This is a genomic window from Bradyrhizobium sp. Unk1, assembly GCF_059512345.1.
In genome coordinates, this window is record NZ_JCAMOP010000001.1 from 211,632 (window position 1) to 226,337 (window position 14,706).

Genomic DNA, 14,706 nt, shown 5'->3' on the forward strand with positions numbered 1-14,706 from the left:
TTTCAGGTTCTGGCAGAGCCTTTCACGTTCTGGCGGAGCCTTGCAGCCGGTAGCGGTCCAGCGCCACGGCGCCGATGATCACCAGGCCCTTGATGACATATTGCCAGATGTCCGAGACGCCGACGAGGATCAGGCCGTTCGACAGGACGGCGATGATCAGCGCGCCGACCAGCGTGCCCCAGATCGAGCCGATGCCGCCGACGAACGAGGTGCCGCCCAGGATCACGGCGGTGATCGCATCGAGCTCGTAGGACTGACCGAGCTGGAGACCGTTGGCCGCATAGAGCCGCGCCGCCTGCATGGCGCCGCCGAGCCCGGCGAAGAGTCCCGAGACGCCGTAAACGAAGGTCAACACGGCCCAGACCTTGATGCCGGCAAGCCGCGCCGCGCTTTCATTGCCGCCCACCGCATAGATGTGCACGCCGAGCACCGTCCGCCGTAGCACCAGCCACGAGACCAGGATCACGAGCAAGGCGATCACCGAGAGCCACGGGATCGACGCGACGCCGGGAACGAGCGTCAGCGAGCCGTTGCCGATGAAGGCATAGGGAATGGAGGGATTGAAGACGGTGGTGTCGGCGCCGAGCAGTCGCGCCAGGCCGCGTACGGCGGTGAGAGAGCCGAGCGTGACGATGAAAGGCGGCAGGCGCAGGAGCGCAATGAGGGCGCCGTTGATGACGCCGAAGCCGAGGCCCGTGAGCAGCGCGGCCGGCAGCCACAGCATCCCGAGCTCCGGCAGCTTGGAGAGCGTCAACCCGGCCATCGCGGACGCCGCCAGGATCGAGCCGACCGAGAGGTCGATGCCGCCGGTGAGGATGACGAAGGTCATGCCTGCGGCGAGCACGGTGTTCACTGCGGCCTGCTGCAACACGATGCCGAGGTTTTGTCCGGTGAAGAAACGGCCCTCCGACAGCACGTGGAAGCCGATGCAGAGGATCAGCAGCACCGGCAGCATGCCGAGCGCGCTGATCAGCACCCTCATCCGCTGGCGCCTTGTCTCTGCGGCAGCGCCGTTGGTCGTCGTCACAGCGGGCTTGGCCTCCGAAGCAGCATTGTCAGGCATCGAGATGCTCCATCCCCGTGGCAAGCGCCATAATGTCTTCCTGGTTCAACGGCGCCGTCTCGGTTCGCCTGACCTCGCCGGCGATATGCCCCGCCCGCATGACGACGACGCGGTCGCAGATGCCGATGATCTCGGGCAGATCGGACGAGATGACGAGGATCGCGGTGCCGGATTTGGCAAGATTGTCGATGATCGAATAGATCTCGGACTTGGCGCCGACATCAACGCCGCGCGTCGGCTCATCGAGGATCAGGACCTTTGGCGTGGTCGCAAGCAGGCGCGACAGCAGCACCTTCTGCTGGTTGCCGCCGGACAGCGCGCCGACGGTGACGTTGATGTCGGCGGCACGAATGCCGAGCGCCGCGAACGCCCTGTTGGCGCGGTCGCGGGCCTTGTCGCGATCGAGGATGTAACCGATCCGGGCATCCCGGCCGAGCACCGCGAGGTTGATGTTGTCCAGGCACGACATGTCCAGGAACAGGCCGAGCGCCTTGCGGTCCTCGGTCAGATAGGCGACGCCGATGTCGAGCGCCTCACCCGGCGTGCGGATGTCGACCGGGCGTCCCTCCAGCTCGAGACGGCCGGAGGTCCTGGGCGCCGCGCCAATGATGAGATGCGCAAGCTCGGTGCGACCCGCGCCGATCAGGCCGGCGAGACCGACCACCTCGCCCGCATGCACGGTCAGCGAGCAGCCCTTGACGCGCCGGCCGTCGGCCATGTCGATCGCTGCGAGCACGGGATGCCCCCGCCCCGCCTCCGGATCGTGATCCTTCTTGTAGAACGAGGAGACGTCGCGCCCGACCATCAGCCGAACGATGGTGTCGGCGCGGATGTCCTGCTTGTCGAGCGCCCCGACCAGCCGGCCGTCGCGTAGCACGGTGACGCGGTTGCCGAGCGCGTAGACCTCGTCCATGCGGTGCGAGATGTAGATGATGGCAAGCCCCTCGGCGCGAAGCTGGCGGATCAGCGCGAACAGCCGTGCGCTCTCGCCGGCCGACAACGCGGTGGTCGGCTCATCCATGATCAGGATTTTTGATCTCGCGTGCAGCGCACGCGCGATCTCCACCAGTTGCCGCTGGCCCATGGAAAGGTGCGCCACCAGCGTCGACGGCAGGAAGTCTGCGCCCAGCCGTTTCAGGATGGGGCCGACGCCCTCGCGCATGGTGCCGCGCGCCAGCAAACCTGCACGCGATAGCTCCCGGCCGAGATAGATATTCTCGGCAACACTGAGATTGGGAGCCAACGACAGCTCCTGGTAGATGATGGAGATGCCCGCCGCGCGGCCGCCGAGCGGACCTTCGATCCGCACCGGGCTTCCTTCAATGCGGATCTCGCCGCCGGGATCGGGCCTGTAGGCGCCGGACAAGATCTTCATCAAGGTCGACTTTCCGGCGCCGTTCTCACCCATCAGGGCATGAATTTCGCCGGCATAGACGGTGAGATCAACGGAACGCAGCGCCTTGATGCCAAAGAAGGATTTTGAGACCCCACGCATCTCGAGGATCGGATCGTTCATCGTGCCTCCCGACGCACAATGCGTTTCCTACCCGCGTCTCAATGATTTTGTCAGCGCGGTTCACGCATTAAACAAAAGCCCGCGGCACAGAGCAATACCGAAGACACGGGAATACAACGTCGAGGCGATGCTAGTGGCGCGGCCGATACAGTTCGCGCCACGCGGGAAGCCGCTCGGCATAGGCATCGACCAGTCTTGCGTCGGGTTCGAACGTCTCGATGCGCTGCGGCCGCGTGCACACGGCGGCGATCGCCTCACCGGTGACAGCAAGCCGCCCCAATCTCGCCGCACCGAACGCCGCGCCGGTCTCGCCTCCGGCAAAGCGATGGACCGGAACATTCAGCACGTTTGCCAGCACCGAGAGCCAGAACCGGGACCGTGAACCACCGCCAATGGCGTCGGCTTCCGTGATCGCAATGCCGGCATCCGCGAGCGCATCGCGGCAATCGGCGAGCGCGAAGGCAACGCCCTCAAGCACCGCCTGCACGATCGTCCCGCGATCGGTGCCATGGCTCAAACCATCCAGCATGCCGCGCACGGCGGGATCATCGTGCGGCGTCCGCTCACCCGCCAGATAAGGCAGGAAGCTCACAGGCGACGGCGCCTGCGGGCGCAATCCAAGCGGCGCCAGCAACTCGGCCTCGGTGGCGCCGAACAGGCGCGCGATCCAGGCCAGGCAGGAGGCGGCCGAGAGGATCGCGCCGGCCTGAATCCACATGTCGGGAATGGCGTGGCAGAACGTATGCACCGCGCGGTCCGGGTTGGCGGCGATTCTGCTGGTCGGTGCCAGCAAGGCACCCGAGGTTCCCAGAGACACGAACGCGGTTCCCGGCCGGATCGCGCCGATGCCGACGGCGCCCGCCGGATTGTCGCCGGCACCGCCCGCGATCACCGGCTGTCCGGTCATGCCCCAGCGCCGCGCCAGCTCGCCGCGCAGCGTGGTCGCGGGCGCACATCCCTCGACCAGACGCGGCATGTGATCGCGCGACAGGCCGGTCGCCGCCAGTGCTGCGTCCGACCAGTCCCGGCGCGCGGCGTCGAGCCACAGCGATCCCGATGCATCCGAGACGTCCTCGATGGCCTCGCCGCTCAGCACCAGGCGCAGATAGGCCTTCGGCAGCAGCACGAGTTTCGTCGCCGCAAAGATTTCAGGCTCGTGCGTCGCGATCCAGAGCAGTTTTGGCGCGGTGAATCCCGGCATCGCCTTGTTGCCCGTCACCGCACGCAAGGCGGGCCAGCGTCGTTCCAGGACACGACACTCGGCGGCGGAGCGGCCGTCGTTCCAGAGGATGCAGGGCCGCAAGGGTCTCCAGCTCGCATCGAGCAGCATGGCGCCATGCATCTGGCCGGACAGCCCGATGCCTTCGACGGCCGCCAACTCGCCGGCATGCGTCGCCTTGAGGACATCCAGTGTGGCAAAGGCCGCATCGATCCACTGTGCGGGGTCCTGCTCGTAATAGCCTGATTGCGGCGAGGCGGTCGCGAGCGGCCGGCTCTCGCTCGCAATCACGCGCTGGGCACCGTCGACGAGAACGGTCTTGACCGCCGAGGTGCCGAGATCGATGCCGAGATACATGGCTGCTACCCGCTCACTTGGTCGCGTCCATCCAGATGCCCGGCTCCGAATGCTCGCGGATGTGGGTGACGAGGAAGTCGGAAAAAGCCCTGATCTTGGCGGGCAGCCCGGCACGGTTCTGGTAGGCGATGTTCATGGTGAGCAGCGGCAGCTCCCAATCCACCAGCACCGGGACGAGACGGCCCGCCGCGATGTCGCTTTGAACGATATAGAGCGGCTGGATGAGGATGCCGAGCCCTGCCAGCGCCGCACCGCGAATGACCTGGCCGTCATTGCTGTCGAGCGTCGGCGTGATGCGGACGGTCTGCGCGCCATGGCTCTTGCGCAGGCGCAGCGAATAGGGATCGTTCGCGAGATTGTAGACCAGCATGTTGTGGCGCGCGAGATCGGCGGGCTGCTCCGGCTCGCCGGCGCTTGCGAGATAGGAAGGCGCGGCGGCAAGCACGCGCCGCATCTGGCCGATGCGGCGGACGATGATGTTCGAATCCGGCTCCTGCTCGCGCGTCCGGATCGCCACGTCGATGCCGGCCTCGATGAAATCGGGATAGCGGTTGGCGGTCGTGATCTGCATGTTGAGCTTCGGATAGCGCGCGCGGAAGGAAGGCAGCATCGGCGCCAGATAGATCACCGCGAAAGACAGCGAGCTCGTGACCCGCAGCGTGCCCTGCGGCGACAGCGCGCGATCGCTGACGATGTCCTCGGCCTCCGCCAGTTCGCTCAGCACCCGGCTGGAGCGCTCCAGCAGCTCCTGCCCCGCCTCCGTCAACCACAGCCGGCGTGTATTGCGTTCGATCAGCCTGACCGCAAGGCGCTCTTCGAGCGCGCTGAGATGGCGGCTCGCCGCCGCATTCGACATGCGCAAGGCCTCGGCGGCTTTTGACAGGCTGCCGAGCTCGGCCGTCTTGGAGAACACCTCCAATTGCAGCAGGCGATCCATTTTTCCACTTTTAGAAAAAGAGACTTACAAATATTGACCTTTATTTCCACATCCCGCAAGTCAAAATGGCCAGAACACAAGCAAGATAGCAGGCGAGGAAACTGGGAAATGTCGGGCCCGATCAGGCACATCGTGATGTGGCGGCTGCGCGGGGAGACGCCCGCGGAGCGTTCCGCGGCCCGTTCCAAGGTCAAGACCCTGTTCGAGGGCCTGCGCGGCCGGATCGACGGCCTCACCCACATCGAGGTCGGCGTTGACGTCAGCGATGTCGACTACGCCTGCGACGTGGTGCTGTTCTCCGAATTCACCGACCAGGCCGCACTCGCCGCCTATGCCACCCACCCGGAACATTTGCGCGTCCGCGAGGCGCTGGGCGACTTGCGGATCGGACGCTTCCAGGTCGATTATCCCATCAAAGAGACCGGCGCATGATCGGTTCGTTCACCTTTGAAAACCTGCCCTGCCGCGTCGTATTCGGCAGCGGAACGCTGGCCTCGGCCAAAGCCGAGATCGAGCGGCTCGGCGGCAAGCGCGCGCTGGTGCTGACGACGCCCCAGCAGGAGGCGCAAGGCAAGAGATTAGGCGCAGCGCTCGGCCCGCTCTATGCCGGCATCTTTCCCGGCGCCACGATGCATACGCCGGTCGAGGTCACCGAGCGCGCGCTCGCGGCGATGAAAGCATGCGAGGCCGACTGCGTCGTTTCACTCGGCGGCGGCTCGACCACCGGCCTCGGCAAGGCGCTGGCCTTGCGCACCGGAATCAACCAGCTCTGCATTCCCACCACCTATGCCGGATCGGAAATGACGCCGATCGTCGGCCAGACCGAGAACGGCCTGAAGACCACGGTGCGCGACGCAGCCGTGCTGCCGGAGACCGTGATCTACGATGTCGACCTCACCCTGACGCTGCCGGCGAGCCTCGCTGCGACATCCGGCATCAACGCGATCGCGCATGCCGTTGAAGCGCTCTATGCCCGCGACACCAATCCCGTGACGTCGCTGATGGCGGAGGAAGGCATCCGCGCGATCGCGCGCGCCCTCCCCGCCATTGCGGCCAAAAGCGATGACCGCGAGGCTCGCACCGAAGCACTCTATGGCGCCTGGCTCTGCGGCGTCTGCCTCGGCACGGTCGGCATGGCGCTGCATCACAAGCTCTGCCACACGCTCGGCGGCACCTTCGATCTGCCGCATGCCGAAACCCACACCATCGTGCTGCCGCATGCGCTGGCCTACAACGCACCGGCGGTGCCCGATGCGATGGCGCGGATATCGCGCGCGATCGGCGCGGCCGATGCGTCCCAGGGGCTCTACGAGCTCGCGAAGCGGCTGGGTGCGAAGCTGGCGTTGCGCGACATCGGCATGCCCGAAAGCGGCATCGACAAGGCGGCCGATCTCGCCGTCACCAACGCCTACTGGAACCCGCGCCCGCTCGAGCGCAATGCCATCCGCGAGCTGATCGCTCGCGCCTGGGCCGGCGAGCCGCCTGTTACCATCAAAGCGGCGGCCTGAAGCGATGCGGCGCACGCTGATCAAATCCGCTGTCATCATCAGCATGGATGACGCGATTGGCGACCTCAACACCGGCGATGTGCTGGTCGAGGGCAGCCGCATCGTCGACGTGCGTCCATCGATCGACCTCGGCAGCGGCGCTTCCGAAACCGAGATCGTGGACGGCACCGGGCGCATCGTCATCCCCGGCCTCATCAACGCGCACATGCACACCTGGCAAACCGCGTTGCGCGGCTATGCCGCCAACTGGACGCTGCTGGAATATTTCCGTCGCATGCATGCCGGGCTCGCGACCGTGTTCCGGCCCGACGACATCCACATTGCGACCCTCGTCGGTGCGTTGAACCAGATCAATTGCGGCACCACCACGCTGGTCGACTGGTGCCACAACAATCCGACGCCTGATCATACCGATGCCGCCGTGCGTGGCCTGATCGAGAGCGGCATCCGCGCCGCCTTCTTCCACGGCTCGCCCAAGCCAGAGCCGAAGCCCGGCGAGCCGCATTTCTCCGAGATTCCGCATCCGCGCCGCGAAGTCGAGCGGCTGCTGGCCGGTCCCCTCGCCGACCGCGATGGCCTCGTCACGCTCGGGCTTGCGATTCTGGGTCCGCATTATTCGACGCTCGACGTCGCCATGCACGATTTCCGCCTCGCGCGCGAACTCAACCTGATCGCATCCATGCATCAGGGCGGCGGCCCGGCCAAGACGCCCGGCGGCTGGGAGAAGCTGATCGAAGCCGGCCTCGTCGGCGCCGGCACCAACATCGTCCATGGCAACGACCTGCCCGACGATCTCCTCGACAAGATGGTCGGCCTCGGCGTGTCCTTCTCGGTGACGCCGGAGAATGAGATGATCCAGGGCCACGGTTTTCCGATCACCGGACGGCTGCTCAAGCGCGGCGTTCGCCCGACCATCGGGACCGACCTGGAATCCGTGCTGGCCGGCGATCTCTTCTCCGTCGCCCGCGTCGCGTTGTCGATGCAGCGGGCGCTCGACAATGCGGAGTCGCGTCAAGTGAACGGCACCATTCCGGCGACGACCACGATCCCCGTCCGCGAGGCGCTGCGCTGGATCACGACCGAAGGCGCCCGCATGCTCGGCCGCGAGGGCCAGATCGGCTCGCTGACACCGGGCAAGCTCGCCGACCTCGTCGTCATCAACGCATCCGATCTCAACCTTGTCCCGGTGCACGATCCCGTCGCGACCGTCGTGATGCAGACGAGCCTCGCCAATATCGAGGCCGTCATGATCGGCGGCGCCTGGAAGAAGCGGGACGGCCGGCTTTTGGTTGACGGGCTGGACGCGAAGAAAGAGTTGCTGGCCCAATCTGGCCGGCGGCTGGTGCAGGATATCGAACGACAGGGACTCCCCGCCTGAAGGCGCCAATGGATGAGATCAATGACCGACGCTTCAAGGAATGTCGCTTTCATCGGGATCGGCAAGATGGGCCTGCCGATGTCGGCGCTCGTCGCCAAGGCCGGCTACGCCGTGACCGCATTCGATCAGAGCGCCGCCCGGATCAACGAGGCGCGTGCGCAAGGCATTTCGATCGCCGCTTCGCCGGCGCAGGCCGTGAGCGGCAAGGCCGCAATTATCACATCCCTGCCCGATGACGCCGCCTTGCGCGGTGCGTTGCTCGGCCCCGCTGGCCTGATCGCCGCAATGGCTGCTGGATCTGTTCTGATCGAGACCAGCACCGTGAGCGTCGAGGCCTCCACCGAAGTTGCGGCCGCGGCTCAAGCCCGTGGCATCGCCTATCTGCGTTCGCCGGTCTCCGGCAATGCCAGCATCGTTTATACCGGTGCCCTGACCTGCTTCGTCTCCGGGCCGAAGGATGCCTTCGAGAACGCAAAGCCGCTGTTCGCCGCCTTCACCCGCGCCCAGACCTATCTCGGGCCGGCCGAGGAAGCGCGCTACGCAAAGCTCTCGGTCAATCTGATGATCGCGGTGTCAGCCGCGATGATGGCCGAGAGCCTTGCGCTGGCGCGCAAGGGCGGCATCGCCTGGCAGGACATTTTGAAGGTGCTCGATGATAGCGCGGTGGCCTCGCCAATGGTGAAGTACAAGACCGCGCCGCTGCGTACGCGCGATTTCGAGTCCACCTTCTCCTGCAAGCAGATGGCCAAGGATCTCGATCTCATCCTCGGCGCAGGCCACGCCGTCGGCGTGCCGCTGCAACTCGCAGCGCAGGTGCGCGAGACCTATGGCTCGCTGGTCGCGCAGGGCGACGGCGACACCGACTTCATCGCGACCGTCAAGCACCTGGAACGTCTGTCCGGGCTTGGCGAACCCAAGCTCTGATCGCGGAGACACCTATGCGTAACTTCAACGAGACCACGATCACGGACGCGGTGCTGGAGCGGATCAAGGACGCGACCGATCCGCGCATCAAACAGGTCAGCGAGGCGCTGGTACGCCACCTGCATGCCTTCGTCCGCGAGATCCGTCCGACCCAGAAGGAATGGGAATACGGCATCGACTTCCTGACCCGCACCGGGCACATGTGCGACGACAAGCGCCAGGAATTTATCCTGCTGTCCGACACGCTCGGCGTCTCCATGCTGGTCGACGCGATCAACCATCCGGTGCCGGAAGGGGCGACCGAGACGACGGTGCTCGGCCCCTTCTTCGTCCAGGCCGCGCCGGAGAAGGACAGCGGCGCCGATATCTCCGGCCCGATGGAAGGCGATCCGATGCTGGTCACCGGCTCGGTCTCGACCGTCGACGGACAACCGCTTGCCGGGGCCATCGTGGATGTCTGGCATTCCGACGACGACGGCTATTACGACGTGCAGCAGCTCGACGACATCGGCGATCTCGCGATGCGCGCGCGCTTCCATACCGACGCCAACGGCCGTTTCCATTTCTGGTCGATCAAGCCGGCGGCGTATCCGATCCCGCATGACGGCCCGGTCGGCGAGATGCTGGAGGTGCAGGGCCGCCATCCCTGGCGTCCCGCGCATGTCCATTTCATGATCTCCGCGCCCGGTTTCGAGCAGCTCGTGACCCATGTCTTCGTCGCTGGCGACAAATATCTCGACAGCGACGTGGTGTTCGGCGTCAAGGACAGCCTGATCCGCGAATTCACTGGCCATCCTGCCGGCCGTGCGCCCGATGGTCGCATGGTGGAGCGCGACTATTTCCACCTCAATTACGATTTCGGCCTGAAGCAGGTCGCGAGCAACGCAAGGGCCGCCTAGGCTAAACGAAGGACCAACAAGAGTCCGACAAGGGAGCAGACGGGAGCTAGGGATGGGACCGCGGGTCAGCACGAGCATATTGGCCGATCGCCTCACCGGCATGATCGGCCCGCGCGCGAGCGTTGCGCGCGGCGTGCTCGATCAGCACGGGCAGAGCGAATCGCATTATCGCAATTTGCCGCCCGACATCGTCGTCTTCCCTGAAACCACGCAGGAAGTCGCGGAGATCGTGAAGCTCTGCGCCAGCGCTAGTATGCCGCTCGTTCCGTTCGGCGCGGGCACCTCGCTCGAAGGCAATGCGGCCGCGGTCGCCGGCGGCGTCTGCTTCGACTTCGCCCGGATGAACAAAGTGCTGACAGTGCACGACAGCGACATGGATGTCGTGGTGCAGCCCGGCATTACGCGAAAGCAGCTCAATGCGGAGCTGCGCGGCACCGGACTTTTCTTCCCGATCGACCCCGGCGCCGACGCCTCGATCGGCGGCATGACGTCCACGCGTGCCTCCGGCACCATGGCGGTGCGCTACGGCACCATGAAGGACAACGTCATGGCGTTGGAGGTGGTACTGGCCGACGGGCGCGTGATCCGCACCGCCAGGCGCGCGCGCAAGTCGGCCGCCGGTTACGACCTGACGCGGATGTTCGTCGGCGCCGAAGGCACGCTCGGCGTCATCACCGAGGTCACATTGAAGGTGCATCCCGTGCCGCAGGCGATCTCGGCCGCGGTCTGCAGCTTCGACACCCTGCACGATGCTGTCGACACTGCGATCTCCGTGATCCAGTCTGCGATCCCCGTCGCCCGCATCGAGCTGCTCGACGACGTCATGATGCGCGGCATCAACGCCTACGCCAAGCTCGGCTATCGCGAAGCCCCGACCCTGTTCTTCGAATTCCACGGCTCCGAGAGCTCCGTCGCCGAGCAGGCCGAAGCCGCGCAGGCGATCGCCGCCGACCATGGCGGCCATGGTTTTGCCTGGGCCAAGGCGCAAGAAGACCGCAGCCGGCTCTGGCACGCCCGCGACAACACGCTTTATGCGGGCCTGGGCTTGCGGCCCGGCGCACGCGCCGTGATCACCGATGTCTGCGTGCCGATCTCTCGGCTGGCCGAATGCCTGACCGAGACGCGGCGCGACGCGGACGAGCACGGTTTTACCGCCCCGATCGTCGGCCATGTCGGCGACGGCAATTTCCATATGCTGATCCTGATCGACCCGGCCAAGCCGGATGAGGCCAATGGCGCCAAAGCGCTGCAGGCCCGCATGGTCGCCCGCGCCATCGCCATGGACGGCACCTGCACCGGCGAGCACGGCATCGGGCTCGGCAAGATCGAATATCTCACCGATGAGCTCGGCGAGGCCGTCGACGTGATGCGATCGATCAAGACCGCGCTCGATCCTGATGGACTGATGAATCCCGGAAAGATCTTTGCGAGCGGAGTGCACGCATGAGCAGCGCCGCATTGGCCATCGAGCCCGCCTCACCCACGCCGCTGCTGGAGCTGCGCGGCATCAGCAAGGAGTTTCCCGGCGTCAAGGCGCTGGATGATGTGTCCTTTGCCGTCTTCCCCGGCGAAGTCCACATGCTGCTCGGCGAGAACGGCGCCGGCAAGTCGAGCCTGATGAAGGTGCTGTGCGGCGCCTACCGCGCCGATGCCGGCGAGTTCTACTACAAGGGCGACAAGGTCGCGATCTCTTCGACCGCGGATGCGCAGAAGCTCGGCATCGCCGTGATCTTCCAGGAATTCTCGCTGGTCCCCCATCTCGATATCGCCCAGAACATCTTCCTCGGCCGCGAGCCGAAGGGCCGCATTCCCGGCACCATCGACCGCCGCAAGATCCTGGCCGACGCCAGGCGCGTGCTCGGCACGATCGGGTTCGAGATCGACCCCTCCACCACCGTCGACAAGTTGGGGGTGGCGCAGCAGCAGATGGTCGAGATCGCCAAGGCGATCAGCCAGAACGCGCGCATCCTGGTCATGGACGAGCCGACGGCGGCGCTGTCCGACCGCGAGACCGAGCTGCTGTTCGCCCTGATCGCGCGGCTGAAGGCCGACGGCGTGTCGATCGTCTATATCTCGCATCGCATGGCCGAGGTGTTCGCACTCGGCGATCGCATCACGGTGATGCGCGACGGCCGCCGCATCGACGGCGTTCGCCCGCCCGACGTCACGCCGGACCAGCTCGTCCGCATGATGGTCGGCCGCAACGTGGACATGACCTATCCGCGCAACTTCGCCGACCAGCCCGGCGAGCTGTTGCTCGAGGTCAAGGGCTTGAGCTCGTCGACCGGCATCTCCGATATCAACATCGAGGTGCGCCGGGGCGAGATCGTCGGCCTGTGCGGCCTGGTCGGCTCCGGCCGCAGCGAGGTCGCCCGCGCCATCTTCGGCGCCGATGCCGTGACGTCAGGCGAGATCATTTTCGACGGCAAGGCTATCTCAGGCGAGCCTGACCTTGCCGCCCGCCGCGGCATCGCGCTGATCCCGGAGAGCCGCAAGAGCGAGGGCCTCGCGCTACTGCGCTCGGTGAGCGACAATCTGGTGGTGTCGGCGCTGCGAAAACTGTTCCCGAGCGGCCTGTTCGACCAACGCAGCGCGCAGCGCACCTCCGATGGCCTGATCCGGCAGTTGCGCATTGCCACACCAAGCGCGCGCCAGACCGTCGGCCTGCTCTCGGGCGGCAACCAGCAGAAGGTCGTGATCGGCAAGTGGCTGGCGGCCGGCTCAAAGCTCTTCATCTTCGACGAGCCGACGCGCGGCATCGACATCGGCGCCAAGTCCGAGATCTTTGCGCTGATCGACCGGCTGGTCGCCGAAGGCGCGGCGGCCTTGATGATCTCGTCCGAGCAGGTCGAGATCTGCCATGTCTGCGACCGCGCCTATGTGATGCGCGAGGGTCGCATCGCCGGACACCTGACCCGCAGCGAACTGACCGAGGAGAACATCGTGCGACTGGGGATGCATCATGCGTGAAGCCGCGGTCGTCTCACAACCCAATCCGCTGCAGCGCATTCCCGGCGTTGCGATCGTCTTGGTGCTCCTGATCGCGCTGTTCAGCGCGATCGCGCCCGGCTTCCTCTCGGTCGCCAACCTCTCCAATGTGCTGGTGCAGTCGACCATCCTGACCATGCTGGCGCTACCGATGACCTTGATCATCATGACCGAGGGGCTGGATTTGTCGATGGGCGCGGTGCTGACGCTGACCTCGCTCTGCGTCGCCATCGTGTCGCTTGCGACCAAGTCGATGCTGCTGGGCCTCGGCGCCGGGCTTCTCGTCGGCGCGGCCTTCGGCTTCGCCAACGGCTGGCTGGTCGCCATCGTCGGCATTCCGCCCTTCGTCGCGACGTTGGGCACGCTCGGCATGGCGCAGGGCCTGTCGCTGATCGTCAGCGACGGCCAGAGCGTGGTCGGTATCCCCCACAGCGTGCGCGACATCTATTCGGCGACGCTTCTGGGCGTGCCAGTGCCCATCGTGATGGCGCTGGTGACCTATGCGGCCTTCCACGGACTGCTCTACCACACCCGCTTTGGCACCTACATCTTCGCGCTCGGCGGCAACCGCGAGGCGCTGCGCTATGCCGGCCTCTCGCCGAACAAGCTGCTGATCGCGGTCTATGCGATCGGCGGCGCCATGGCCGGTATCGCGGGCCTGCTGATGACCGCGCGGATGAATTCCGGCCACCCGACTGCGGGCCTCGGTCTCGAATTCGACGCCATCGCCGCTGTCGCGGTCGGCGGCACCTCGTTCGAGCGCGGCAATGGCTGGCTGCTTGGCACGTTGCTCGGCGTGATCGCGGTCGGCGTGCTGCGCAATGGGCTCAACCTGATCTCGATGCCCTCCTCGGTGCAGGTCGCAAGCGTCGGCGTCCTCGTCATCGTCGCTCTGTTCCTCGACGGCCTCAGGAGCCGCGCATGACCGACATCTCCAAAGAGGCGATGATGCCGTCCCGCTCATTCCTGTCGCAGGACGCGATCCAGGTGTTTTACCGCCTGCTCGCAGCGCTGCTGATCTGCGCGGTGCTCGCCGTGCTCAGCGATTCCTTCCTGAGCCTCGGCAATATCCTCAACGTGCTCCGACAAGCGAGCCTGACCTTCTTCATTGCGTCGGGACTGACGCTGGTGGTGCTCACCGCCGGTCTGGATCTCTCCGTCGGCGCCAATGTCGCGCTGTCCGCCTGTATCGCCGGCACCGTGATCCACAAGACCGGTTCGCCGGCGCTCGGCATCCTCACCGGGCTCGCCTGCGGCGGCATCGTTGGTCTGCTCAACGGCATCATGGTCACCGCGCTGCGCATCCCCTCTTTCATCGCCACCTATGGCATGCTCTGGGTGCTGAACGGCCTCACCTACTGGTACATGGCGGGCGAAACCCTGCACGGTTTCCCGGCAGGATTCCGCCAGATCGGCAGCGGCTATCTGTTCGGCCTGCCTATCCCGGTCTATCTACTGCTGGTGTTCCTCGGGATCGGGACGCTGTTTGCGCAACGCACGATCTGGGGCCAGGAGATCTATGCGATCGGCGCCAATCCGGTCGCCGCCCGCCTCTCCGGCATTCCGGTCGCGCGGCGATTGCTGCTGGTCTATGCGGTATCAGGCACCATGGCAGGGCTGGCCTCGATCATCTTCCTGTCGCGCCTCAATTCGGCCGAAGCCGACATCGGCGAAAGCCTGACGCTGCCGGCGATCGCGGCCGTGCTGATCGGCGGCACCTCGCTGTTCGGAGGTGTCGGCACCGTGTTCGGCACCTTCATCGGCGCGCTGATCCTGACGCTGGTGCTGAACGGCATGAACCTGTTGTCGGTCAGCGCCAACTGGCAGCCGCTCGTCACCGGCATCATCGTCATTCTCGCGGTCTGGCTCGACATGAAGACCCGCCGCCGCGCGCAATGAGCTCTTAGAAATCCAACA

The 14,706-nt window shown here is 65.9% G+C and carries 13 protein-coding genes; 9 read left to right on the forward strand and 4 right to left on the reverse strand.

Going from position 1 to position 14,706, the window contains the following annotated elements; genetic code table 11:
* Positions 1 to 22: 22 nt before the first annotated feature.
* From AC5ZFO_RS00905 to AC5ZFO_RS00920, 4 genes are all read right to left on the reverse strand, one after another.
* Positions 23 to 1,063, reverse strand: coding sequence for an ABC transporter permease subunit (locus AC5ZFO_RS00905; RefSeq protein ID WP_282518566.1), 1,041 nt, complete (start codon positions 1,061 to 1,063; stop codon positions 23 to 25).
* Positions 1,056 to 2,579 (reverse strand): sugar ABC transporter ATP-binding protein, encoded by a 1,524-nt coding sequence (locus AC5ZFO_RS00910; protein WP_282518567.1) that lies wholly within the window; start codon positions 2,577 to 2,579, stop codon positions 1,056 to 1,058. Before AC5ZFO_RS00910 ends, AC5ZFO_RS00905 begins: the two co-directional genes overlap by 8 nt.
* Positions 2,580 to 2,709: 130 nt before the next feature.
* Positions 2,710 to 4,155: a xylulokinase gene (gene xylB / locus AC5ZFO_RS00915; protein WP_496121071.1), complete on the reverse strand. Its 1,446-nt coding sequence runs from the start codon at positions 4,153 to 4,155 to the stop codon at positions 2,710 to 2,712.
* A 13-nt stretch (positions 4,156 to 4,168) separates the two neighbouring features.
* A complete protein-coding gene (locus tag AC5ZFO_RS00920) occupies positions 4,169 to 5,092 on the reverse strand; it encodes a LysR family transcriptional regulator (protein WP_071915418.1) in 924 nt (307 codons plus the stop codon).
* Positions 5,093 to 5,200: 108 nt separating this feature from the next.
* On the opposite strand from AC5ZFO_RS00920, the gene AC5ZFO_RS00925 reads away from it, so the two are divergent.
* The 9 genes from AC5ZFO_RS00925 to AC5ZFO_RS00965 are packed head-to-tail and all read left to right on the forward strand — an operon-like array spanning position 5,201 to position 14,688.
* Complete coding sequence (locus AC5ZFO_RS00925; protein WP_014496495.1) at positions 5,201 to 5,524, forward strand: Dabb family protein; 324 nt, start codon at positions 5,201 to 5,203, stop codon at positions 5,522 to 5,524.
* On the forward strand, positions 5,521 to 6,600 hold the full coding sequence (locus AC5ZFO_RS00930; protein WP_282518569.1) for a maleylacetate reductase: 1,080 nt from the start codon (positions 5,521 to 5,523) through the stop codon (positions 6,598 to 6,600). Before AC5ZFO_RS00925 ends, AC5ZFO_RS00930 begins: the two co-directional genes overlap by 4 nt.
* Positions 6,601 to 6,604: 4 nt before the next feature.
* Positions 6,605 to 7,978 carry an amidohydrolase family protein gene (locus tag AC5ZFO_RS00935; RefSeq protein WP_282518570.1) on the forward strand — a complete coding sequence of 458 codons (1,374 nt, stop codon included), beginning with the start codon at positions 6,605 to 6,607 and terminating at the stop codon, positions 7,976 to 7,978.
* 21 nt (positions 7,979 to 7,999) lie between these two features.
* Positions 8,000 to 8,902 (forward strand): NAD(P)-dependent oxidoreductase, encoded by a 903-nt coding sequence (locus AC5ZFO_RS00940; protein ID WP_282518571.1) that lies wholly within the window; start codon positions 8,000 to 8,002, stop codon positions 8,900 to 8,902.
* A 14-nt stretch (positions 8,903 to 8,916) separates the two neighbouring features.
* Positions 8,917 to 9,801, forward strand: coding sequence for an intradiol ring-cleavage dioxygenase (locus AC5ZFO_RS00945; RefSeq protein ID WP_282518572.1), 885 nt, complete (start codon positions 8,917 to 8,919; stop codon positions 9,799 to 9,801).
* A 52-nt stretch (positions 9,802 to 9,853) separates the two neighbouring features.
* Positions 9,854 to 11,248 (forward strand): FAD-linked oxidase C-terminal domain-containing protein, encoded by a 1,395-nt coding sequence (locus AC5ZFO_RS00950; RefSeq protein ID WP_282518573.1) that lies wholly within the window; start codon positions 9,854 to 9,856, stop codon positions 11,246 to 11,248.
* The gene (locus tag AC5ZFO_RS00955; RefSeq protein ID WP_282518574.1) at positions 11,245 to 12,771 is read left to right on the forward strand and encodes a sugar ABC transporter ATP-binding protein; all 1,527 of its coding nucleotides are present in this window, start codon (positions 11,245 to 11,247) and stop codon (positions 12,769 to 12,771) included. The genes AC5ZFO_RS00950 and AC5ZFO_RS00955 overlap by 4 nt, the downstream gene beginning before the upstream one ends.
* On the forward strand, positions 12,764 to 13,714 hold the full coding sequence (locus tag AC5ZFO_RS00960) for an ABC transporter permease (RefSeq protein WP_063984397.1): 951 nt from the start codon (positions 12,764 to 12,766) through the stop codon (positions 13,712 to 13,714). The genes AC5ZFO_RS00955 and AC5ZFO_RS00960 overlap by 8 nt, the downstream gene beginning before the upstream one ends.
* Entirely contained in the window at positions 13,711 to 14,688 is a 978-nt protein-coding gene (locus AC5ZFO_RS00965; RefSeq protein ID WP_282518575.1) for an ABC transporter permease, read from the forward strand. Before AC5ZFO_RS00960 ends, AC5ZFO_RS00965 begins: the two co-directional genes overlap by 4 nt.
* The last annotated feature ends 18 nt before the right edge of the window (positions 14,689 to 14,706 follow it).